Genomic DNA, 22,388 nt, shown 5'->3' on the forward strand with positions numbered 1-22,388 from the left:
GCTCCGCAGACTCCGTTAAAGAGCCCTTGGTTGCGCCCGCAGGGTCCGTCGCCCGGGCTGCGGACAACGGCTTCTGGCTTGCGCTCATCGAATCGTAGACCGTGACTCCGAGGCACCGCGACCCGGTCCTACTCTGCGTCGTACTCGAGCATCCGTTTTTGGGGGCACCAAACGAACGACCTGCGGTTTATGTTCCCTCGGGAGTCCGAACCCACATCCGAATCGGCGTGTCGTACCCGTCGAAGAATTCGGCCGGTGTCCGTTTTCGGCCATCTCCTCCACTGATAAGGTCACCCTCACCTAACTCACCTCAGGAGTATTCAGTGAAATTCTTTCCCCGCCGCGCCGCGCTGGTAGCCGTCGCAGCCTCGATCGCCTTGGTCGTTCCAGCCTGCTCGAGTAACGACGAGCCCGCTGCAACCACCACCTCGACCGAGTCGGGCGCATTCCCCCGCACGATCGAACACTTCCGTGGAAGCACCGAAATCCCGGCAGCACCCCAGCGGATCGTCGCGCTCGACAACAGCTTCACCGACGCCGTCCTTCTCCTCGAATCCCCGCTCGTCGGCTACGTCGACTACCGCGAGCCCGGTCTGCCCGACTACCTCGGATCCTCGCGGGAGGAATTCGCCGCGGACGCCGTCTCGGTCGGCACGGTCAGCAGTGCAAGCCTCGAGAAGATCGCCGCACTGCAGCCGGACCTCATCATCTCCGCCGAGGTCCGCGACGGGAAGAACTACGAACAACTGTCCGCGATCGCACCCACCGTCTTCACTCAGACGACCGGCCCGACGTGGAAGGACAACATCCGCCTGGTCGGTCAAGCGCTGGGCAAGGAGTCACTGGCCGAGGCGAAGATCACCGAGTACGAAACCCGCGCAGCCACCGTCGGCAAGGAAATCAACGAGAAGGCGAACAACCCGGTCATCTCGGTAGTCCGATTCGCCGGTGAACCGACGGCACGCCTCTACCGCACCACCTCGTTCAGCGGCATCGTCCTTCAGGACGCCGGATTGAAGCGCCCGGACAACCAGGGACCTGACCCCGCCGATACCGGAAACATCATGATGAAGATCAGCCCCGAGCTGATCAACGAAGCCGACGCGGACGTCATCTTCATCAGCACCTGGCAGGACGCCGAGGGCAAGAGCGCCGAAGCTGCGAAGCCGTTCCTCGAGAGCCCGCTGTGGCAGACCCTTCGAGGACGCAAGGTCGACGTGGACGATTCACGTTGGATGTCGCCGGTCAGCATCCAGGGCGCCCACATGATCCTCGACGACCTCTCGGACACGTTCGAGGTGGACAAGCAGAACAGCTGAGTCGAACAGCTAACCTGAACGGCGCCCGCTCACACAGGAAGCCGTCGACTTGTCTGTTCTCTCACGCACGTCTGTTCTCTCACGCACGACCGCCCGCACGTCCATTCGTCGTGTCTCGATCCTGGGGATCGCTGCCACGATGCTCGTCCTCGGTGGTTGCTCGTCCGACTCGTCGGACGATCCCTCGAGCACCATCGTCCGGACCACTACGTCGATCGCCGGTGCCGGCGTGATGGGTATCGAACGCGACACCGCCACCGCGTGCCCGACGCCGACGCAAGCCGACCCGGGAGCGGGCCCCGGGGTGAAGCGTCGAGTCGTACACACTGCGGGTGAAACCGAGGTTCCTTCCGATCCCCAACGGATCGTGGTCCTCGACAGCGTCTCGATGGACGCCGTGTGCGCCCTCGGTCTGTGGGAGCGGGTAGTGGGCGCCGCGACGGGTGTCGACTCGCCTCAACCGTCGTACCTCGGTTTCGGCATCTCGGAGATTCCGAGCGTCGGCCCCGTGAGCGCACCCGACGTCAACGCCGTGAAGGCCGCCGCGCCGGACGTGATCCTCGGGTCCAGTCCGGCGTCCGACGGTTTGTACGGGCAACTCGACGCCATTGCCCCCACCGTGTTCGCCGGCTCGGATCCCGTGTACTGGAAAGCGCAGTTCGCCCTCGCCGGCCAGGCACTTGGCCGTTCGTCCGCGGCTGCGACGGAGCTGGACCGCTACCAGCAGGACGTCGTGCAGCTCGGCGACGCATTGAATGCATCACAGACGCAGGCATCAGTGGTTCGGTTCGGTTCGAAGGACCTGCAGATCGAGGGTCCCGCATCCTTCGCCGGACAAATTCTCAGCGACGTCGGCGTCCGGCGCCCACCGGCGCAGCGATTGACCGATGCGACCACAGCACCGATTCCGGCCGACGATCTCAGCGCCGCCGAAGGTGACTTGATCTACGTACTCTTCGACGGGCCGAACGGTCGTACCTACGGCACCGAGATCATGAAGAGCGACCAGTGGCAGGACCTCGCCGCCGCCACCGACCGGCGTGTGTTCGTCGCTGAAGACGAAATCTGGAACGGAAACGGGATGACTGCCGCCCGTGCCGTATTGGCGGACTTGAAGGGAACCTTGAACGGATATGCGAGCTGACCGGAACGAACCACTACTCCCGCATTCGAGGCGGCTCACCGCAACTGTGACGGTCGGGTTCTGATCATGCCGATCCCGGAATTCATTGTCGCTTTGCGCGAGAAGGTCGGTCATGCGCCGCTCTGGCTGTCCGGCGTGAGCGTCGTGATCCGCGACGACGACGGCCGGGTCCTGCTCACCCGCCGCGCCGACAACGGTCAGTGGGCCGTCGTGTCCGGCGTTCTCGAGCCCGGAGAGGAACCGTCGGCGGCGGCGGTGCGGGAGGCGAAGGAAGAAACCGGCGTCGACGCCGAATTGATTCGGATCACGAGTGTCGATGTCACAGAACCCATTACGTACCCCAATGGTGACGTGACTCAGTACCTCGACGTCTGCTTCCTGGCCAGGTGGACCGGCGGAGATGCACACGTGGCGGACGACGAAAACCTCGAGGTCGCGTGGTTCGCGCCGAGCGAATTGCCGTCGGACATGACGGAAACCTCGCGTCTGCGCCTCGCAAAAGCATTGCTGGACAAGCCGGAAGCGTGGTTTCTGCGCTGACCCACTCCCCCATCGACGATCGAAGCCCGATTCCCGCGTGTGCAGGAGTCGGGCTTCGTTGGGTGCAGGGTCGCTCTAGAAATCCCGAGCGGGTCGCTCTAGAAATCCCAGTCGTCGTCTTCGGTGTTGACTGCCTTGCCGATGACGTAGGAGCTTCCCGAGCCGGAGAAGAAGTCGTGATTCTCGTCCGCATTCGGTGAAAGTGCCGACAGGATAGCCGGATTGACGTCCGTCTCGTCCTTCGGGAAGAGGCCTTCGTAGCCGAGATTGTTGAGCGCCTTGTTGGCGTTGTAGCGCAGGAACTTCTTGACATCCTCGGTCAGGCCGACGCCGTCGTAGAGGTCCTGCGTGTAGTCGACCTCGTTCTCGTAGAGCTCGAAGAGCAGCTCGAACGTGTAGTTCTTGAGCTCTTCACGCTCGGCCTCGGTGAGCTGTTCGAGGCCCTTCTGGTACTTGTAGCCGATGTAGTACCCGTGCACGGCCTCGTCGCGGATGATGAGGCGGATGAGGTCTGCGGTGTTGGTGAGCTTGGCTCGCGAGGACCAGTACATCGGCAGGTAGAAGCCGGAGTAGAAGAGGAAGCTCTCGAGGAGCGTCGATGCGACCTTGCGCTTGAGCGGCGACTCGCCGTTGTAGTAGTCGAGAACGATCTGCGCCTTGCGCTGCAGGTTGGGGTTCTCCTCCGACCAGCGGAACGCGTCGTCGATGTCCGGGGTGGAGCACAGCGTCGAGAAGATCGAGCTGTAACTCTTCGCGTGCACCGATTCCATGAAGGCGATGTTGGTGTACACCGCTTCTTCGTGGGGAGTGATCGCGTCCGGGATGAGGCTGACGGCGCCGACCGTTCCCTGGATGGTGTCGAGCAGCGTCAGGCCCGTGAAGACGCGCATGGTGAGCTGCTGCTCCTGCGCGGTCAGCGTTCCCCAGGACGGGATGTCGTTGGAGACCGGCACCTTTTCGGGCAGCCAGAAGTTGCTGACGAGGCGATCCCATACCTCGGCGTCCTTCTCGTCCTGGACGCGATTCCAGTTGATGGCGGAAACGCGACTGACCAGCTTGACCATAATTCCTACCTAGCGAGAGAGATACTGCCGAATGTTGGCTTGCCTGAACACTACCCGTTGTGTCGGGTCCGCGATGCCAACACAACAACATGTGTCGCACGCGCCCCTCCACGAGTACAAAAAATGTGATATCAATTAAATATCACTTACCGATGGAAAGCGAGTCCCGCATGACCAGCACACCCACCGTGGCCGAGAAACCGACCGGAGTCGCCACCACAACGATCGCCGAACGCCCAGGCTGGGACCTGTCCGGCAGCTGGATGCTCCTCGGCGGCGTACTTCTCTTCCTGGCCGGAATCGCGCTGTCCGTCGTTGGCGGAGTTCTGGGACTCTTCGCCCTGATTCCGGTCGGTGTGGTGCTGTTCATCGCGTCACTCCCCCTGCTGATGGGCCTGACCTTGGTGCAACCGAATCAAGCCCGAGTCCTTCAACTCCTGGGAAGCTCGTACAGCGGCACCCTGCGCACGCCGGGCCTGCGATGGACAAATCCGCTGACGGTCCGTCGATCGATCTCGACGCGCATCCGAAACCACGAGACCGGTCAGGCGAAAGTGAACGACGCCGACGGAAATCCCATCGAGATCTCGGCGGTGGTCGTCTGGCAAGTTGCCGACACAGCGCTCGCTTCATTCCAGGTGGACGACTACGAGGAGTTCGTCTCGGTGCAGACCGAGGCGGCCGTCCGCCATATCGCCGGCAGCTACCCGTACGACGCCGAAGGCCGAGTCTCGTTGCGCGAGAACGCCGATATCATCACCACCACCTTGTCGGAGGAGGTTCACGCCCGCGTGCGTGCGGCGGGTGTCGAAGTTATCGAGACACGCATCAACAGGCTCTCGTATGCACCCGAGATCGCCAGCGCAATGCTTCGGCGCCAGCAGGCGGGTGCAGTGATCGCCGCCCGCAAGCAAATCGTCGAAGGTGCGGTGTCCATGGTCGACATGGCACTCAAGCAACTCGAGGAAAAGCACGTCGTCGAACTCGACGAGGAACGCAAGGCCACGATGATCAGTAACCTTCTGGTCGTGCTGTGCGGCGACCGCGACGCACAACCGGTGCTGAACACCGGTTCGCTCTACCAGTAAAGGAAAGGCCACATGGCCACGGATCCAGCTCCGAGATCGGAGCGTAAGAAGATCCTGCTTCGGTTGGACCCAGCGGTGCACGACGCGCTTGCCCGCTGGGCCGCCGACGATCTCCGAAGTACCAACGCCCAGATCGAGTTTCTTCTTCGGCGCGCACTCACCGAGCACGGTCGAATGCCGAAGAATGCCGGCAAGATGCACGGTCCAGGCCGTCCGCCGGCCTGATACCCCTGTGCGCCTTTTCGGTAGTAACCACTACCGAAAAGGCGCACGGGGCGGAGCCCTTTACAGCATGCAGGAAACGCAGCCCTCGACCTCGGTGCCTTCGAGTGCCATCTGACGCAGACGGATGTAGTACAGCGTCTTGATGCCCTTACGCCACGCGTAGATCTGCGCCTTGTTGATGTCGCGTGTGGTGGCGGTGTCCTTGAAGAACAGCGTCAGCGACAGGCCCTGGTCGACGTGTTGCGTTGCGGCAGCATAGGTGTCGACGATCTTCTCGTACCCGATTTCGTAGGCATCCTGGTAGTACTCCAGGTTGTCGTTGGTCAGGTAGGGCGCCGGGTAGTAGACGCGACCGATCTTGCCTTCCTTGCGGATCTCGATCTTCGACGCCACCGGGTGGATGGAGCTGGTGGAGTAGTTGATGTACGAGATCGAGCCGGTCGGCGGGACGGCCTGAAGGTTCTGGTTGTAGATACCGTGCTTCTGAACCGAAGCCTTCAGCTCACGCCAGTCGTCCTGGGTGGGGATGTGCAGCTTCGCATCGGCGAAGAGTCCGCGAACCTTGTCGGTTGCAGGCTCCCAGACCTTGTCGGTGTACTTGTCGAAGAATTCACCCGAGGCGTACTTCGACTCCGGGAAACCCTTGAAGTACGAGCCGCGCTCGATGGCGATCTTGTTCGACGCACGCAGTGCGTGGAACAGCACGGTGTAGAAGTAGATGTTCGTGAAGTCGATGCCTTCTTCGCTGCCGTAGAAGATCCGCTCACGAGCGAGGTATCCGTGCAGGTTCATCTGACCGAGGCCGATGGCGTGAGAGTCGTTGTTGCCCTGCTCGATCGACGGCACCGAGTAGATGTGTGTCTGGTCGGACACTGCCGTCAATCCGCGGATCGACACTTCGATGGTCTTCGCGAAGTCGGGCGAGTCCATGGTCTTCGCGATGTTCAGCGAACCCAGGTTGCAGGAGATGTCCTTGCCGACCTTCGAGTAGGACAGGTCGTCGTTGAACAGCGAAGGCGTCGAAACCTGCAGGATCTCCGAGCACAGGTTCGAGTGAGTGATCTTGCCTTCGATCGGGTTTGCCCGGTTCACCGTGTCCTCGAACATGATGTAGGGGTAGCCCGATTCGAACTGCAATTCGGCGACGGTCTGGAAGAACTCGCGAGCCTTGATCTTGGACTTGCGAATTCGCTTGTCGTCGACCATCTCGTAGTACTTCTCGGAGACGTTGATGTCGGAGAACGGAACTCCGTAGATGCGCTCGACGTCGTACGGCGAGAACAGGTACATGTCCTCGTTCTTCTTCGCCAGTTCGAAAGTGATGTCCGGGATCACGACGCCGAGAGAGAGCGTCTTGATGCGGATCTTCTCGTCGGCGTTCTCACGCTTGGTGTCGAGGAAGCGGTAGATGTCGGGGTGGTGCGCATGCAGGTACACGGCGCCGGCGCCCTGACGCGCACCCAACTGGTTGGCGTAGGAGAACGAGTCCTCGAGAAGCTTCATGATCGGGATGACACCCGAACTCTGGTTCTCGATCTTCTTGATCGGGGCGCCGTGCTCACGAACATTGGTGAGCAGCAAGGCAACTCCGCCACCGCGCTTGGACAGCTGCAGTGCCGAGTTGATGGAGCGGCCGATGGACTCCATGTTGTCTTCGATACGAAGCAGGAAGCAGGACACGGGCTCACCGCGCTGCTTCTTGCCCGAGTTCAGGAACGTCGGGGTGGCGGGCTGGAAGCGTCCGGCGATGATCTCGTCGACGAGTTCGACGGCCAGGTCTTCGTTGCCTGCGGCCAGGGTGAGCGCAACCATGCAGACACGATCTTCGAAACGCTCGAGGTAGCGCTTACCGTCGAAGGTCTTGAGCGTGTAGGAGGTGTAGTACTTGAATGCACCCAGGAACGTCGGGAAGCGGAACTTCTTGGCGTACGCGTGATCGATCAGGAACTTCACGAAAGTACGTGAGTACTGATCGAGAACCTCGGGCTCGTAATAGTTTTCCTCGACGAGGTAGTCCAGCTTCTCGTCGAGGTTGTGGAAGAACACGGTGTTCTGATTGACGTGCTGCAAGAAGTACTGACGGGCTGCAGCGACATCCATCTCGAACTGGATCTCACCGTTGGCGCCGTACAGGTTGAGCATGGCATTGAGTGCGTGGTAGTCGAGACCGTTGGTGGAATCGCCGCCGCGTGCATCACGCTCTACGCTTCCTGCCGCGATCGTGTCAGTGATGGTTGGCGCCACTGCCCGTGCTCCTTCTCTGTTTCGAGATGATTCCAGAACTCCCCCAAGCCTTCTCGTACTCGGTCGACATCCTCGGCAGTGCCCATGAGTTCGAACCGGTACAGAAAAGGAACGTGGCATTTCTGGGAAATGATGTTTCCTGCATAGCAAAAGGACTCACCGAAATTGGTGTTTCCCGCCGCGATCACTGCTCTGATCAACGACCTGTTGTGTGGATTGTTCAAAAAACGAATGACCGGCTTCGGCACATAACTGGTGTCGCGCCCTGTCACGGTGACCCCGCCACCATAGGTGGGCAGAATCAGCACATAGGGCTCGTCTACACGAAATGAGCCGTCACGGTCATGGATAGGTATACGTGTCGCAGGCAGGCCGAGACGTTGAACGAATCGGTGGGTGTTCTCCGACACGCTGGAAAAATAGACCAGCGAAGTCATCGGTTGTCACCATTTTCTTGTACGGTGCCCGGAACTACTCAGATGTGTCGGCGGAGGTGTCCACCGCCGACACTGCGGCGCTTCAAGCAGCGACGGTCAGGGTCTTGATGCGATCGGGACGGAAACCCGACCAGTGATCTTCACCGGCAACCACGATGGGCGCCTGGAGGTACCCGAGAGCCATGACGTAGTCGCGGGCTTCGGCATCCTCGGTGATGTCGATGATGTTGTATTCGAGACCGGCCTTGTCGAGGGCGCGGTAGGTGGCATTGCACTGAACGCAAGCGGGCTTGGTGTAGACGGTGATGCTCATGAGAGTCCCTCTTTCGCTTAGCCAACAAAGGCCGATGTAGTGATGTTCAGCACCGATTCGACCGATTGCCGGAGTCTCGCTCGAGGCGTTCCGCGTTGTGGTCTCTCAGTGCTCAAGACACTACACCTAGTGGCCGACAGAAACACATAACGCGAGATGTTGTGAGTCACATCGTTGAAATTCCCAGGTAGCCCCAGTTCAGCGCACACATCTTCCGGCGCGTCGGCGTGTCGCCCGTCACATTTTGGCCGCAGGCCCGACAGCATCTGAAAACCACTACTCGGACCTACCATGAGCGTCGTGGAAACACCTCCGAAGGACGAAGCTCCGCGCCACCAGGCAACCGTGACGAGAACGCAGCAGGTGACGCCTAAGATGCGCAGAATCACCTTCGGCGGTGCGGGCCTGAGCGACTTCGAGACGAGCGGGAGCCCCGACGAACGGGTGCTCGTCAGATTCCCCCTCGATCCCCCTCACGCCCGTAGTTACACGGTCCGGCACTGGCAGCCCTCGAAGAACGAACTGGAGATCGACTTCGTTCTCCACGGCCACGGCGGAGCTGCGCTCTGGGCCGAGAATGCGCAACCGGGCGAGACCGTACATCTTTCGACTGCGAGCGGGTGGTTCAAGCCGCCGACAGAGTGCGACTGGCTGCTACTCGTCGCCGATCACGCCGCACTGCCAGCGATCGGGCGGATCTTGGAAGAAGCACCCGACGGTCTACCGATCCACGTCATTGCACAGGTGCCCGCGCCGAGCGAACAGCAGACGTTCACGACGCGCGCCGACGCTCACTACCGATGGACCGACGAAGCAAACTCACTGCTCGCCGAATTGGCCGCCATTCCCCTGCCTCCCGGCGAGGGCTACATCTGGTGCGCAGTCGAGGCCGCGACCGCCAGACGCATCCGCGCCCATCTGCGTCGAACATCGGAAATCCCGGCACCCCGCATGCACGTGATGGGTTACTGGCGGGAGGACAAGGAGAACTGGGAGCGTCGGTACGCCGTCGTCGCCGACCGTATCGACGCCGCGATGGGCGAAGCGATGATGGCCGGCAAGGATTTCGAGTCGGTTCGCGACGCCGTCGACGACGCGATGGAACGCGAAGGGCTCTAGCGCACATATGGGCGCGACTCGCATACGAGTGAGGGCCATACCTTCCGGCATGGCCCTCGCTCGTGAAACGGATTACGCGTTGACGAGCTGCTTGCTGGCGTCGACGAGGTCGGAGACGACCTTGGAGACCTGCGCGAGCACCTCTGCGTTCTCACGCGGGTGCAGCTCACCGAACAGTGCGCCGGTTCCACCGATGCTCAGTGCGGTGTCCTCGACGACCTTGCCGCCGGCGATGCGGACTGCCTTGGTGGTGTCTTCGTGTGCCCACTTGGCGCCGTTGCCACTGGGCGACGCGCTGATGACTGCGACAGCCTTGTCCTTGACGGCACCGACACCGTACGGACGCGAGATCCAGTCGATGGCGTTCTTCAGAACTGCGGGGATGGTGCCGTTGTATTCGGGGGTGACGAGCAGGAACGCGTCAGCGTCGCTCGCAGCGGCGCGCAGTGCGTCGACAGCGGGAATGGAAGCACCCTCGACGTCGATGTCTTCGTTGTAGAAGGGGACGTCGGCGAGGCCTTCGAAGACCGTCAGCGTTGCACCCTCGGGTGCGGCGGACACAGCCGTCTCGGCAAGCTGGCGATTGACGGATCCGGCGCGCAGGCTGCCGACGAGAACGAGAACATTGGTCTGTGACATAACGAGATTCCTTCGAGAGTGGTGCGGTTGGTGGCTCCGGTTGAAAGTTATATCAACTAAACGGACCGCGGTCCACTTACATTCCCCGGCCCTGTAACCTGATCCCGTGAGCGCAATCCCCCTCCCCCAGATCGGCGCCGTACCCGTCGAGCGCGGTGACGCAGCACGTAACCGCGTACTTCTGCTCGACGCCGCAGCCCTCCTCGTCGCCGAGCGAGGTGTCGACGCGGTCACGATGGATGCCGTCGCGTGCCGAGCCGGTGTGGGCAAGGGCACAGTTTTTCGGCGCTTCGGCAATCGATCGGGACTGATGCAGGCACTGCTCGATCACACCGAGCGAGAACTGCAGCAGGCATTCATGTTCGGCCCCCCACCGTTGGGTCCTGGCGCGCCGCCGATCGAGCGCCTCATCGCGTTCGGACGAGCCCGGATCGCCATGGTGGAAGTACAGGGCGAAGTCCTCCGAGCGGCGGAAAACGCTCCTGAATACCGCTTCGGCGGTCCGGCACGAGCACTCGGCATCGCTCACGTCATCGGACTTCTTCGAGGAGCCGGCGTCGAGGGCGACCTCGATCTGCTCGCTTCGGCACTGTTGGCACCGCTCGAAGCGTCGCTTGTCCTTCATCAGGTGCGCGATCTCGGGATGACCACCGAGCGCCTGGCCGCCGGCTGGGAAGACCTTGCCCGGCGCGTTACTCGATGTTGACTCCCCAGATCCGTCCCACCACTTAATGTGAGCCCATGCGCATCGCAGCTGCCGTCATCGGCCTCCTGACCATCGCCGCGGTAAGCGGTTGCTCCGCTTCGTCCGACTCCCCCGAGGACAAGACGGACCCCTCCGGCCGCGTCTTCATCTCGACCTCCGTCGACGGAACACAAATTCCCGGCGGCGGCCCGCTGACTCTCGATTTCAGCCAAGCGGGTCGAGTGTCCGCGAGCGCCGGATGCAACACGGCAAACGGCTCGATCGAGTTCACCGACGGCAAGCTGACCACCGGCACCATGGCATCGACCATGATGGGCTGCCCTCCCGGCATCGCCGAATCCGACACCTGGACAACAACATTGCTGACCTCCGCGCCGACGTGGAGCCTCGACGGCGACACCCTCACCCTGACATCGGACGACGCCACAGTGACTCTGCAGGACAAGAAGATCGTCACGCCGGATCGAGCGCTCCAGGGCACGACGTGGACCGTCACGTCGCTCATCAGTCCCGATGCGATCAGTACGAGCCTGGCTCTGGAGACGTCAGCTCCCGAACTCACTATTGCCGCAGACGGTTCTGTCAGCGGAACCACCGGATGCAATCGCATGACCGGAAGCGCCCAGGTATCCGACACCGCAGTCACGTTCACGCCGATGGCAACCACGCGAATGGCCTGCCCCGAGGAGAACATGGACATCGAGCGTCAGATCCTGGCAGTACTCGACGGTGAAGTGAGCTACACCGTCGACGCCGACACACTGACCCTGCGCAAGCCCGACAACACCGGATTGATACTGACTGCGCAGGCTTGACCAGACGCTGCAGGCTCGATCAGACGTTGTCGAGCAGCCAGCGCCCCAATTCGCGGGCGCTGGCATCGATCATCGCGGGCCAGTCCAAGGCCGAGTCGTCCGCGTGATCGCTGACATGTTTGACGAGTCGGCAGCTAGCACCCGCAGCCTGCGCGGCGAATGCGATGGCAAACCCCTCCATGTCGACCAGATCGGCTCGCTGAGCGAGAGCGTCCCGGGTCGCAGTGTCGGCGATGAATGCGTCGCCGGTCGCCAACACCGAGTCGTCACCGCCGGCGAGCACCAAACGGTCCGCGACGTCGTGCCCCAGCGCTCGGATCGCGGTGCTGCTGATGTCGTGATTGATGACAACCCCGGGAACATAGAGGCCACCGTGGTGCGCGTGCAGCGCACCGGCGGTCCCGATGTTGACGACCAGCGGCAGATTCTCCCGCTCGTACCGCGCGAGAGCAGAGGCGACTGCTGTTGCAGCACTGACCTTTCCAATCCCCGTGATCAGCAGTTCGTATCCTTGCGGCACGTATGCCGCTTCCGACTTCGTCGCACTGACCACCAGAACGTTGTTCGCACTCATGTGCGCGACCGTACCGCCCCGGATACGGTGGCACTGCACGCGCCTGCTCACATCGCTAGAGTCCATTCATGGCCACACTGCGTGAAAGCATCATCGAAGAACTCGGCACAAAGCCGACAATCGACGCCGCAGCGGAGGTTCGCGCGCGAGTCCAGTTCCTGAAGGACTACGTGCGCTCGACCCCCGCCAAAGGGTTCGTTCTGGGAATCAGCGGCGGTCAGGACAGCACGCTCGCCGGATCCCTCGCCCAACGCGCGGTCACTGAACTTCGTGAAGAAGGCCACGAGGCCGAGTTCGTCGCCGTTCGACTCCCCTATGGCGCGCAGGCCGACGAATCCGATGCTCAGATCGCACTCGGCTTCATCAAGCCGGACCGCTCTCTCACGGTCAACGTCAAGCCTGGCGCCGACGCCACAGCCCGTGAGGCCTCCGAGGCGTTGGGGAACGGCGAACTGCGCGACTTCGTCCGCGGCAACATCAAGGCGCGCGAACGAATGGTCATTCAGTATGCGATTGCCGGTCAGCTCGGCTACTTGGTGATCGGTACCGACCACGCCGCAGAAGCGATTACCGGCTTCTTCACGAAGTTCGGTGACGGCGGCGTCGACATCACGCCGCTCACCGGCTTGAGCAAACGTCAGGGCGCTGCATTGCTGCAGGAATTGGGCGCACCGGAGAGCACGTGGCGCAAGGTGCCGACCGCCGACCTCGAGGACGACCGACCCGCGCTGCCCGACGAAGTTGCCCTCGGCGTCACGTACTCACAGATAGACGACTACCTCGAAGGAAAGGACGTTTCCTCCGAGGTAGCCGAAAAGCTCGAGAAGATGTTCGCCAACACTCGTCACAAGCGCACGGTGCCGGTCACACCCCTGGATGACTGGTGGAAGTAACTCTTACCAGCGACTAGCTACCGAACAGGCTGCCGAAGACGTCGCCCAGCGAACCCGTTCCCGAAGCCGGATCCTTCTTCGCGAAGTTGGTGGTGCATCCGTTGAACTGCACCGCATCGACCAGCGTCGAGGTGGCAGCGGAACCGGTCCCGACACTGACGCCGTAGTGGTCGACTACCGCTTTCGGGTTCGCGGCGACGATGTCAGCCAAAGGCACTGACACGCGGTCCTTGGCGCCGTCGATGTTCTGAGTGCTCCACCACACGCCCTTCTGGAGATCCGCGTGAACGCCGCCGTCAGCCGTCGGCGTCGCGTCCGGTCCCGGGACCCACACCAAGGTGGTGAATCCGTTCTCGAACTTTCCGCCGGTGGTTCCGGTGAGGCGGAGCTGGAACGCCGCAGTCGGCGTGGCGGCGCGCTCGGCGAAACCGATCGCCTTGCTGACTGCGTCGGACAGCTTGATACCGCCGGCCGAATGGTAGGAAACCGAACGATCGCCGGTACCGTCGACGGCCAGCTTCAGTGAACCGTCCTTGTCGAGAACGTTGTCGGCCGAGTACGACGCGGTCTGATCCTTCTCGTCGGTGAACGGGATGCCCCACCCGTTCGGCGTCGCTTCGGTGGACAGGGTCGAGCACGAGGCTTCCGGCGCAGAAGAGCCGAGAGAACCGATGGACGGAAGCGCAGTAGCAATTGCCGGAGCGGTGAGTGCAGCTGCCCCGAGGAGCGCTACGACGACTCCGACACGGCGCGTGGAATTAATCGACATTGAAATACCTTTCACATATCCCGAGTGGAATTGCGCCAAAATTAACACATGTCGACAATTACCAACAGCGAAGGTATTTCTTTTGTCATCCAAACAGATGACAATTCACCTGGGCAATTAGAAGTGCATTTACTCCCCCAAAAGTAGGAGAAACTAAACAAAACGACCAATGCTGGACAATTGACCAACAATGGAGAAAACGGAGATAGATGCCACTTGAGCTGGAGTGATCAAGATATAAATATTTGGACCGGGAAACCGAAAAAGGACAATACGACGGCAGCCCACAAATAGCTACGCCGGCAATTCTCGGACTAGCCTCCAGCGAAAGGCGGAAGAATATCGACAGCGCTACCGGAGGCTCGAGAGACGTCGCGGGTCAACTCGTCACCGACGAGGAAAGCCGAGACCGACAGCACTCGCTCCATCTCCGGTCCGTATCGCCCGACCAAGACCGCCACCAACTCGGCAAGTGTGTTGTCGGGCGAAATGGCGACTACCTCGCTACGGCAACCGGACACATCCGCTGCAGCAGCAAAGTAACGAACCGAGATCGAATGCGGATCAGCCACCAATCGCTCCCATACTTCTTTCCGGCGGAACGAAGTCCGCGGCGTCGATGCCGTGCCCTGCCCACTTGTTCCACATCGCACCGCGCCACAAATCCGCAAGTTCGTCGTCACTGGCTCCGGCCCTGAGCGCGGCACGCAGATCAACTTCACGGTCACTGAACAAACATGACCGAATTGTCCCCTCTGCAGTCATTCGTGTCCGATCGCAATCACTGCAGAACGAGCGCGTCACCGAAGCGATGATCCCCACCGTCATTTCAGTCCCGTTGACACGCCATTCTTCAGCAGGAGCCGACGGGTCTTCGCGACCGATTGCGGCCAATTCGAAACGCTCACTCAATACCGACAGCAATTCAGCCGCAGTCACCATGTTCTCGCGCGCCCAAGCATGGTCTGCATCGAGAGGCATTTGTTCGATGAACCGCAATTCGACTCCGGCGTCGAGGCACCACTGTAAAAGGTCCGCCGCGCCGTGGAGCGTTTCGCGCATGAGAACGGCATTTACCTTGAGCGGCGCAAGGCCAGCCACCGCGGCCGCTCGGATTCCCGCGAGAACCGAAGGCAACCTGTCTCGACGCGTCAATTCCGCGAAGTGCGCGCGATCAACCGAATCCAGGGAAACATTCACGCGGGTCAAACCAGCTGCAGCCAGCTTTGCGGCACGATGTTCGAGCCCAACGGCGTTGGTGGTCATGGCAAGTGGAATTCCTGGCACACGCGCGGCGCATCCCGCGATGATCTTTTCGAGGTCACTACGCATCAGCGGCTCGCCGCCGGTGAATCTCACCTCGCGAATACCGACTCGTTCGACACCGATTCCGACTACTCGAACGATCTCGTCGGCACTCAGAAGGTCTTCCGCAGCGATGGCCGGCAAGCCTTCCTCCGGCATGCAATACGTGCAACGAAGTGAACACTTCTCGGTGATCGAGACTCGCAGATCTCTGGCAACACGCCCGAACCTGTCGACCAGGAGATCCGTCTCGGGACGACCGGCGAGGGAGGCAGCGTCAAACCGCACGGTGGGAATTCCCATCGAGACCACTGTCATCACTTCACCAACTTCCGTATTGCTCCAGTATGACCGAAAGCCGTACTCCGTGTGTCGGACGGACCACACCGCCTAGGATCAAAACATGTCGAGGTTGTCGAGGTTACTGTCATGAGCGCGCGTTCGGTCGAGGAACACGCTGCGCACATCTCCGGATTGCTCACCGGCCTGCACACCCTCTCTCCGTCGGCGGTTCCGACGGCAGAAGCGTTGGGGCGCATAACTTGCTCGGATATCGCATCGCCGGTGGACCTGCCCCTCTTCCGCAACTCACAGATGGACGGATATGCGGTCGACGCCGCATCCGTTGCCTCGGTTCCGACCACACTGACGGTTCGAGGCGTGATCGCCGCTGGAAGCGGAAAACCACCGAAACACCTTCCAGGATCGGCATTTCGCATCATGACCGGTGCGCCGCTCCCCGAGGGTGCCGACGCCGTCGTTCCCGTCGAGGACACCACGGGCGTCACCGAACACGTGGTCACCATCGAACGGGGCAGGTCTGTAGGCGAATTCGTTCGCGAACGTGGCAGCGACATCACTGCCGGAATGCTACTGGTCACGGCCGGAACACACTTGGAACCTCGCCATATCGCCGCGCTGAGCGCTGTGGGCCTGGCCTCGCTCGACACGTACACGAAGCCACGAGTCGCGATAATTACGACGGGCGCCGAACTGAAAAGTGCCGGAACAACTCTCGAACCCGGCGAGATCTACGATTCCAACGGACCAGCTTTGGCAACATTGGCCGAAGCCAACGGCGCCGATGTCGTATCCGTCGCCCGAAGCAGCGACGACCCGGCCGAGTTCCGCGAATTACTCTCGTACGCAACCTCGGTCGCCGATCTGGTTTTCACCTCCGGTGGGGTGTCCATGGGCGATTTCGAGGTGGTCAAGGAAACTCTCACCCCTCTGGGTGCACACTTCGGCCACGTCGCAATGCAACCTGGTGGTCCGCAAGGCACTGCAGTGGTGAACGAAGTGCCGGTCCTGAGTTTCCCGGGCAACCCGGTCAGCACGATGGTCTCGTTCGAGGTCTTCGCCCGCGGCGAACTGCGCCGGGCCGCGGGTCTGCCCGAGATCCCGCGCGAACGGCTGCCACTTACTGCACCGCTGCGTTCGGTGGATGGCAAGCGCCAGTTCCTGCGCGCGCGTAGAACTGCGGACGGTATCGAACTCGTGGCCGGACCCGGCTCGCACCTCGTTGCAGCAATGGCGTGGGCCGACGTCCTGATCGACGTCCCCGCTGCCGTGACCGAACTCGGAGCGGGCGATCTCGTCGATGTCCTCCCGCTCTCGACTTCCTCGTTTTGATTCACTCGATCTGATTCAAAGGACACTCATGACCGAATTGACACACGTCGACAGCGAAGGCCGAGCGCGCATGGTCGACGTCAGCGCCAAGGCCGAGACGACGCGCATCGCCGTCGCTGCCGGTGAACTCGTCACGACCGCCGAGGTAGTTCGCCTCGTCCGCGCCGACGGCATGCCCAAGGCCGATGTCCTCACCACCGCGCGCATTGCCGGAATCGCCGGTGCAAAAAAGACGTCAGAGCTGATCCCGTTGTGTCATCAGCTCGCGCTTTCGTCGGTCAAGGTGGAATTCGGGTTCACCGAAACCTCGATCACCGTCGAAGCGACGGCAAAGACTCGCGGACAGACCGGCGTCGAGATGGAAGCACTCACCGCCGTCGCGGTAGCCGGCCTGACCTTGCACGACATGGTCAAAGCGGTCGATCCCGGAGCCACCATGAACGGTGTTCGCCTGCTCACCAAAGACGGTGGTAAACACGGACATTGGACCCGCGACACTCAGAACTCACAGACATCTCCGGCGCACGCCTTCGCCTCGCCACGGTCCGCAACCGTCCTCGTCGCTTCCACCGGCGGTGCCAACGGAACCAGACCCGACACCACCGGACCGACGATCGCAGCCTGGCTACGCGAGCGGGACTTCGAGGTGCGTGGACCGCTTGTGTACGCCGACGCAGACATCGCGGCGGGCATCGCTGACGCCAAGGAGGGCTCCCCGTCGCTTGTCATCAGCACCGGCGGCACCGGTGCTTCCCCCACGGATGCAACCCCGGAAGCTACCCGGGCAGTCTTGACCCGTGAGTTGCCCGGGGTCGCAGAAGCGATCCGAACCAAGGGCCTCGAGAAGACCCCGCACGCGTCACTGAGCCGTGGTGTGGCAGGTCTCACAGGTACGACGGTCATCGTCAATCTTCCGGGTTCTCCCGGTGGAGTGAAGGACGGTCTCGCCGTCCTCGAACCCATCATCGATCACCTGCTCGCGCAGGTCGCAGGCGGAGGAGCACACGATGAGTGAGCTACTGGCTCGGATCTCCGAGCAACCGATTCACGCAGACACCGTCGACGCCGCCGTTGCCGGTCCGAAGAACGGCGCTGTTGTGGTGTTCACGGGAACGGTGCGCAATCACGATGGAGGTCAAGCAGTTTCAGCGTTGGAGTACCAGGCACACCCGGACGCGGAACGCTTTCTCGAGACGTGCTGCCAAGAGGTTGCAGCCTCGACCGGCCTGCCGGTTGCCGCGATCCATCGCGTCGGCCACCTCGAGATCGGTGACCTCGCACTGGTCGCCGCCGTCGCCGCCCCGCATCGAGCGGAGGCGTTCGCCGCGTGCGCCGAACTGGTGGAGCGCATCAAGCACGAGGTACCGATCTGGAAGCGGCAACACTTCGCGAACGGCGTCTCCGAATGGGTCGGGTTGTAGGTCGAACGCTCCGAGAAGGTAGAGTTGCGATCACTAGGTGCCTGAAATCGGGCATCCAGCGTCGTAGAACGCAAATTTTCTTGCTGAGTGCTCAATGCACCCGCTCTTCTTACGGCGAAGAAGCCTGCCGACCGGCAGCGCCGCCACCACTGTGCTTGATTGTTCGACCGGTTAATTCCCGTGTCGGCATCCGGGCACGAACACGTGCCCGAAAGGCTCTGAACACACTTGTCTGACATCTCTACGCCCGCTACCACCTTCGCAGCCCTCGGTGTGCGCGCACCGCTGGTGAAAGCTCTCGAAGACGGCGGAATCACTTCTCCGTTCCCGATCCAGATCGACACCCTCCCCGACACTCTTTCGGGGCGCGACGTACTGGGCCGCGGAAAGACCGGAAGCGGCAAGACCCTCGCGTTCTCCATCCCCATGGTCTCCCGCCTCGCCGGCGAACTGTCCGGAGGCAAGCGTCGTCCGGGTCGACCGCTCGGCCTGGTGCTCGCACCGACGCGTGAGCTCGCCACCCAGATCACCGCAACCCTCGAACCGTTGGCCGCCGCATACGACTTGCGCGTGACCACCATCTTCGGTGGCGTCTCGCAGCACCGCCAGGTTCAGGCTCTCAAGGCCGGAGTCGACATCGTCGTCGCCTGCCCCGGTCGCCTCGAAGACCTCATGAAGCAGAAATTCGTCAGCCTCGACGCCGTCGAGATCACCGTGCTCGACGAGGCCGACCACATGGCCGACCTCGGCTTCCTGCCCGTCGTCACCCGCATCCTCTCGTCCACCCCGCAGGACGGGCAGCGCCTTCTGTTCTCGGCAACGCTGGACAACGGCGTCGACAAGCTCGTCAAGCGTTTCCTCAAGAACGAGGTCATGCATTCGGTCGACGAGGCCAACTCCCCCGTCGCCGCGATGACGCACCACGTGTTCGACGTCGACGGCGTCGAAGCCAAGAAGGCTCTGGTCGAGAAGCTCGCTTCCGGTACCGGTCGTCGCATCCTGTTCATGCGCACCAAGCACCAGGCACGCAAGTTGGCTCGCCAGCTCACCGAGTCGGGCATCCCGTCAGTGGACCTGCACGGCAACCTCTCTCAGGCTGCTCGCGACCGTAACCTGGCGGCATTCTCCGCCGGTGAAGCGCGCGTCCTCGTCGCCACCGACGTCGCAGCGCGCGGCGTCCACGTCGACGACGTCGAGTTGGTCGTCCACGTCGATCCGCCGGCCGAGCACAAGGCGTACCTGCACCGCAGTGGTCGCACCGCTCGCGCAGGCAGCGCCGGCGACGTGGTCACCGTGGTTCTGCCCGAGCAGCGTAAGGATCTCGCGATCCTCATGCGTAAGGCAGCCATCAAGGTGACCCCGGTTCGTTCGACTGCCAACTCCGAGCACGTCGTCAAGTTGGTCGGCGACATCGCACCGCACGTCACGCCGGCTCCGAAGGCTCCGGCCCAGCCGAACGGTGGACGCGGACAGCGTCCCGCCGGCCAGGGTGGACGCGGCGGCGCAGCACGTTCGGGTCAGGCGCGCTCCGGACAGGGCGGTCAGTCACGCGGTGCTCGCACCGGCGGAGTTGCCCGTCAGGAACATGCAGGCGGCGGCGCTCGCCGTCCCCGCACCGGCGGCGGCGCTCGCACCGCAGGCTCCACCGGGGGCCGTCCCGCGCGCTAGGCCACCCGGTACAACTCAATAAGATTCGTAGTGGACAGCGTCGGCCAATGGCCGGCGCTGTCGCCATCCGAAGCGCTCGAGATCCGGAACCTGTTGAAACTCAGTCACCTTCCCGACGCACAGCCACGCAATGGGGCGTACGGGTGACGGAATGCCCATGAGTTCGGTGAGGTACTTCTCGTCGTAGAACGAAACCCAGCCGATGCCGATCTCCTCGGCTACCGCGGCGAGCCACAAATTCTGAATTGCGAGTACCGCCGAGAACAGTCCGGTGTCGTCGACGGTATGACGGCCGAGGATGTTCGGGCCACCGCGTGACGGGTCGTAAGTGACGACGATGCCGGTACCGCTCTCGGCGATTCCCTCGATCTTGATAGGGTCGAACGTCGATCGGCGATCCTCGGGCAAAGACTGTGCGAACTTCAGCCGGGCATCGGCGACATGTGCCGCGAAGGTATTGAGCGTCTCCGGATTACGAACGACGACAAAATCCCACGGTTGCGTGTTTCCCACGCTCGGCGCGCGATGGGCGGCGTCGAGAATGCGCATCAGAGTTTCGTCGGGGATGACCTCTCCCGAGAACTCGGCGCGAACGTCTCGCCGTCGCCGAATCGCTTCGTACACGGATACATCTGATTCACTCACGCCCCGACGGTATAGCGGTGCAATCCCAGCATGGCGTCGGGGTGCGGTTCGACCGTTTCCTCGCGCACGCAGGCGCGGAGCGCGCTGCCGACCGCTCCCGAATCCATCCCGGTACCGATCACAACCAGTTGCGTGGTTCGAGGTTCGCCCGACTTCCACCGCAGCGGCGTGATCCGAACATGATCACCCACCGATTGGATCTCGAATTTTCCTGTGTAACCCGGAATCTCGAAGTTCACGAATCCTTTGATGCGGTACACCCCCGGCGGTTGATTCTCGAGGAAATGCGTCAGAGCCCTGGCATCGAGTGGCATCTCCGACGTGAAATCAACCGATTCGTAGCGGTGGTGCAGGTGATCGTGGTGACACGAGCCGTCCTCGTGATCGTCGTCGTGCCCCTCGCGCAAGAGCTCGTCGAGGCTCAGTTGATCGCCCGGAGCGGGAGGGGTCACCTCACCGGAATCGAACAGCAGAGCAGGGTCTATCCGTGAATGCGCCGTCTCCACTATCGGCGCTCGCGGATTCAACTCGCGAATTCCGGCCGTGAATCTCTCGCGCTCGGAGACCGGAACGCTGTCGATCTTGTTGACTACCACCAGGTCTGCCAGGCGGACATGTTGATCGAGCTCGGGATGTTCGCGGCGAACGGTGGAGAAATTGGCTCCGTCGACCAGGACCACCAGGCCGCCGTAGACGACAGACGGGTTCTCACTTCCGAGGACGAGTCGAATCATGTTCCGCGGCTCAGCAAGCCCGCTCGCCTCGATGACGATGACGTCGATCCCGGATTGCCGGTGCGCCAACTTGTTCAGCATCTCGTCCATGTCCGAGACGTCGACAGCGCAGCACAAACAGCCGTTACTGAGAGAGACCATCGAATCGACCTGACCGGCGACCATCATCGAGTCGATGTTGACGGAGCCGAAGTCGTTGACGATCACGCCGATGCGTACACCGTCGTTGTTGCGCAGAAGATGGTTGAGCAGCGTCGTCTTTCCCGAACCGAGAAAGCCTGCGACGACTATTACGGGAATCTGCTTCTTCGCCACCACGCAACCTTCCGAAACCACACGTACCGATCAGTGATCGTAGTGGAGTGTGGCTCCGGAAGGTTCACGCTGACAGCAGACTCACACCGTGCAGAGCGGACGGATGTCCGACGTGCCCTCGGTGGTCGGTGACGTCAAGATCGTGCACGCGTTGTATCCACGGGATTCGGCGACCCGACGGATCTCACTCCAGCCGGCCGCGTCGACAATCGGGGACCGTGAGAGCACGAACCCGGAAAGCCTGAGTGGATCGCCCACCAGTGCCCACGAATAATCGTCGGCGATATACGTGACGATGTAGTTGGGCGGACCGTCCAAACTCTCCTGCGAGGGCACCCCGGGGAAGCTCACATGCAACTGGGCACCCGTTGCTGGATCGGTAACTCGGGCATTCCCGACGATCTCGTTGGCTTGGCCGGTCCACGTCGTACACGTGTTCTTCACGCTCACGTTCGACGAATCGACGATCCCGTAACTCGCCCGGGTGTCCTTCGCGCACGCGAGGTTGAAGGGCTGAGGAATCGCCGCCACCTGGTTCCATTCCCCTACGTAGCGCGCGGCGTCCAGGTTCGCCACCGGCTGCAGAGGTTCCCAGAGTGGGCTCGCCTGCGCGGTTCCCGAAAACAGCGTCGCTGCGGCGCACACTCCCGCAATCGCAATCGCACTTCGCCCCGACCACTTCATGTCATTGCTCCTCGTCTGTACAACGCTCGATCGGCATTGGTTCCTCAAGGTATTCGGAGCTGACGGACTGGAGGATGGGGACGTATGTAAAACTA

The 22,388-nt window shown here is 62.1% G+C and carries 25 protein-coding genes; 13 read left to right on the top strand and 12 right to left on the bottom strand.

Going from position 1 to position 22,388, the window contains the following annotated elements; genetic code table 11:
- The first annotated feature begins 323 nt into the window (after positions 1–323).
- The 3 genes from QM596_RS13530 to QM596_RS13540 all read left to right on the top strand — a co-directional run bounded on the left by QM596_RS13530 (position 324) and on the right by QM596_RS13540 (position 3,003).
- Positions 324–1,319, top strand: coding sequence for an ABC transporter substrate-binding protein (locus tag QM596_RS13530; RefSeq protein WP_283309195.1), 996 nt, complete (start codon positions 324–326; stop codon positions 1,317–1,319).
- A 49-nt stretch (positions 1,320–1,368) separates the two neighbouring features.
- Positions 1,369–2,463 carry an iron-siderophore ABC transporter substrate-binding protein gene (locus QM596_RS13535; protein WP_283309196.1) on the top strand — a complete coding sequence of 365 codons (1,095 nt, stop codon included), beginning with the start codon at positions 1,369–1,371 and terminating at the stop codon, positions 2,461–2,463.
- A 66-nt stretch (positions 2,464–2,529) separates the two neighbouring features.
- Positions 2,530–3,003 carry an NUDIX hydrolase gene (locus tag QM596_RS13540; protein ID WP_019747889.1) on the top strand — a complete coding sequence of 158 codons (474 nt, stop codon included), beginning with the start codon at positions 2,530–2,532 and terminating at the stop codon, positions 3,001–3,003.
- 98 nt (positions 3,004–3,101) lie between these two features.
- On the opposite strand, the gene nrdF is transcribed toward QM596_RS13540, so the two are convergent.
- On the bottom strand, positions 3,102–4,067 hold the full coding sequence (nrdF, locus tag QM596_RS13545; RefSeq protein WP_003944744.1) for a class 1b ribonucleoside-diphosphate reductase subunit beta: 966 nt from the start codon (positions 4,065–4,067) through the stop codon (positions 3,102–3,104).
- 170 nt (positions 4,068–4,237) lie between these two features.
- On the opposite strand from nrdF, the gene QM596_RS13550 reads away from it, so the two are divergent.
- Together QM596_RS13550 and QM596_RS13555 are read left to right on the top strand one after the other, a co-directional pair.
- Positions 4,238–5,155, top strand: coding sequence for an SPFH domain-containing protein (locus QM596_RS13550; protein WP_003944699.1), 918 nt, complete (start codon positions 4,238–4,240; stop codon positions 5,153–5,155).
- Between the two features lie 12 nt (positions 5,156–5,167).
- Entirely contained in the window at positions 5,168–5,380 is a 213-nt protein-coding gene (locus tag QM596_RS13555) for a type II toxin-antitoxin system antitoxin (protein WP_003944723.1), read from the top strand.
- A gap of 60 nt (positions 5,381–5,440) precedes the next feature.
- On the opposite strand, the gene nrdE is transcribed toward QM596_RS13555, so the two are convergent.
- The 3 genes from nrdE to nrdH all read right to left on the bottom strand — a co-directional run bounded on the left by nrdE (position 5,441) and on the right by nrdH (position 8,374).
- Positions 5,441–7,624, bottom strand: a complete 2,184-nt coding sequence (nrdE, locus tag QM596_RS13560; protein WP_374277302.1) for a class 1b ribonucleoside-diphosphate reductase subunit alpha — start codon at positions 7,622–7,624, stop codon at positions 5,441–5,443.
- On the bottom strand, positions 7,582–8,061 hold the full coding sequence (gene nrdI / locus QM596_RS13565; protein ID WP_003944767.1) for a class Ib ribonucleoside-diphosphate reductase assembly flavoprotein NrdI: 480 nt from the start codon (positions 8,059–8,061) through the stop codon (positions 7,582–7,584). The genes nrdE and nrdI overlap by 43 nt, the downstream gene beginning before the upstream one ends.
- A gap of 82 nt (positions 8,062–8,143) precedes the next feature.
- Entirely contained in the window at positions 8,144–8,374 is a 231-nt protein-coding gene (gene nrdH / locus QM596_RS13570; protein WP_019747886.1) for a glutaredoxin-like protein NrdH, read from the bottom strand.
- 291 nt (positions 8,375–8,665) lie between these two features.
- Between nrdH and QM596_RS13575 the strand changes: the two genes are divergently transcribed.
- Complete coding sequence (locus tag QM596_RS13575; RefSeq protein WP_283309197.1) at positions 8,666–9,493, top strand: siderophore-interacting protein; 828 nt, start codon at positions 8,666–8,668, stop codon at positions 9,491–9,493.
- Between the two features lie 72 nt (positions 9,494–9,565).
- Here the strand turns inward: QM596_RS13575 and QM596_RS13580 are convergent, their stop codons facing one another.
- On the bottom strand, positions 9,566–10,132 hold the full coding sequence (locus tag QM596_RS13580) for an NAD(P)H-dependent oxidoreductase (RefSeq protein ID WP_019747884.1): 567 nt from the start codon (positions 10,130–10,132) through the stop codon (positions 9,566–9,568).
- 106 nt (positions 10,133–10,238) lie between these two features.
- Here QM596_RS13580 and QM596_RS13585 point away from each other — a divergent pair, with 106 nt between their 5' ends.
- A complete protein-coding gene (locus QM596_RS13585) occupies positions 10,239–10,838 on the top strand; it encodes a TetR/AcrR family transcriptional regulator (protein WP_019747883.1) in 600 nt (199 codons plus the stop codon).
- A gap of 35 nt (positions 10,839–10,873) precedes the next feature.
- Positions 10,874–11,653, top strand: a complete 780-nt coding sequence (locus tag QM596_RS13590; RefSeq protein WP_283309198.1) for an META domain-containing protein — start codon at positions 10,874–10,876, stop codon at positions 11,651–11,653.
- Between the two features lie 19 nt (positions 11,654–11,672).
- On the opposite strand, the gene QM596_RS13595 is transcribed toward QM596_RS13590, so the two are convergent.
- Positions 11,673–12,227 (bottom strand): nucleosidase, encoded by a 555-nt coding sequence (locus tag QM596_RS13595; RefSeq protein WP_080910898.1) that lies wholly within the window; start codon positions 12,225–12,227, stop codon positions 11,673–11,675.
- 68 nt (positions 12,228–12,295) lie between these two features.
- On the opposite strand from QM596_RS13595, the gene nadE reads away from it, so the two are divergent.
- Positions 12,296–13,120, top strand: coding sequence for an NAD(+) synthase (gene nadE / locus QM596_RS13600; protein ID WP_243617143.1), 825 nt, complete (start codon positions 12,296–12,298; stop codon positions 13,118–13,120).
- Positions 13,121–13,133: 13 nt separating this feature from the next.
- On the opposite strand, the gene QM596_RS13605 is transcribed toward nadE, so the two are convergent.
- From QM596_RS13605 to moaA, 3 genes are all read right to left on the bottom strand, one after another.
- Positions 13,134–13,889: a hypothetical protein gene (locus QM596_RS13605; RefSeq protein ID WP_283309199.1), complete on the bottom strand. Its 756-nt coding sequence runs from the start codon at positions 13,887–13,889 to the stop codon at positions 13,134–13,136.
- Between the two features lie 314 nt (positions 13,890–14,203).
- The gene (locus QM596_RS13610; RefSeq protein WP_003944706.1) at positions 14,204–14,461 is read right to left on the bottom strand and encodes a MoaD/ThiS family protein; all 258 of its coding nucleotides are present in this window, start codon (positions 14,459–14,461) and stop codon (positions 14,204–14,206) included.
- Complete coding sequence (moaA, locus tag QM596_RS13615) at positions 14,454–15,512, bottom strand: GTP 3',8-cyclase MoaA (RefSeq protein WP_019747878.1); 1,059 nt, start codon at positions 15,510–15,512, stop codon at positions 14,454–14,456. Before moaA ends, QM596_RS13610 begins: the two co-directional genes overlap by 8 nt.
- A 111-nt stretch (positions 15,513–15,623) precedes the next feature.
- Here moaA and QM596_RS13620 point away from each other — a divergent pair, with 111 nt between their 5' ends.
- The 4 genes from QM596_RS13620 to QM596_RS13635 all read left to right on the top strand — a co-directional run bounded on the left by QM596_RS13620 (position 15,624) and on the right by QM596_RS13635 (position 19,915).
- Positions 15,624–16,826, top strand: a complete 1,203-nt coding sequence (locus QM596_RS13620) for a molybdopterin molybdotransferase MoeA (protein ID WP_113682985.1) — start codon at positions 15,624–15,626, stop codon at positions 16,824–16,826.
- A gap of 28 nt (positions 16,827–16,854) precedes the next feature.
- On the top strand, positions 16,855–17,841 hold the full coding sequence (moaCB, locus tag QM596_RS13625) for a bifunctional molybdenum cofactor biosynthesis protein MoaC/MoaB (protein WP_047889494.1): 987 nt from the start codon (positions 16,855–16,857) through the stop codon (positions 17,839–17,841).
- Complete coding sequence (locus QM596_RS13630; protein WP_003944730.1) at positions 17,834–18,247, top strand: molybdenum cofactor biosynthesis protein MoaE; 414 nt, start codon at positions 17,834–17,836, stop codon at positions 18,245–18,247. The genes moaCB and QM596_RS13630 overlap by 8 nt, the downstream gene beginning before the upstream one ends.
- Positions 18,248–18,475: 228 nt before the next feature.
- Positions 18,476–19,915 (top strand): DEAD/DEAH box helicase, encoded by a 1,440-nt coding sequence (locus QM596_RS13635; RefSeq protein ID WP_019747875.1) that lies wholly within the window; start codon positions 18,476–18,478, stop codon positions 19,913–19,915.
- Between the two features lie 15 nt (positions 19,916–19,930).
- On the opposite strand, the gene bluB is transcribed toward QM596_RS13635, so the two are convergent.
- The 3 genes from bluB to QM596_RS13650 all read right to left on the bottom strand — a co-directional run bounded on the left by bluB (position 19,931) and on the right by QM596_RS13650 (position 22,293).
- A complete protein-coding gene (gene bluB, locus QM596_RS13640; RefSeq protein ID WP_080909772.1) occupies positions 19,931–20,560 on the bottom strand; it encodes a 5,6-dimethylbenzimidazole synthase in 630 nt (209 codons plus the stop codon).
- A complete protein-coding gene (locus tag QM596_RS13645; RefSeq protein ID WP_070796200.1) occupies positions 20,557–21,609 on the bottom strand; it encodes a CobW family GTP-binding protein in 1,053 nt (350 codons plus the stop codon). Before QM596_RS13645 ends, bluB begins: the two co-directional genes overlap by 4 nt.
- A gap of 81 nt (positions 21,610–21,690) precedes the next feature.
- On the bottom strand, positions 21,691–22,293 hold the full coding sequence (locus tag QM596_RS13650) for a lipocalin family protein (protein WP_021334361.1): 603 nt from the start codon (positions 22,291–22,293) through the stop codon (positions 21,691–21,693).
- Positions 22,294–22,388: the final 95 nt, after the last annotated feature.

Source organism: Rhodococcus sp. IEGM 1406 (assembly GCF_030056745.1).
Lineage (GTDB): Bacteria > Actinomycetota > Actinomycetes > Mycobacteriales > Mycobacteriaceae > Rhodococcus_F > Rhodococcus_F erythropolis.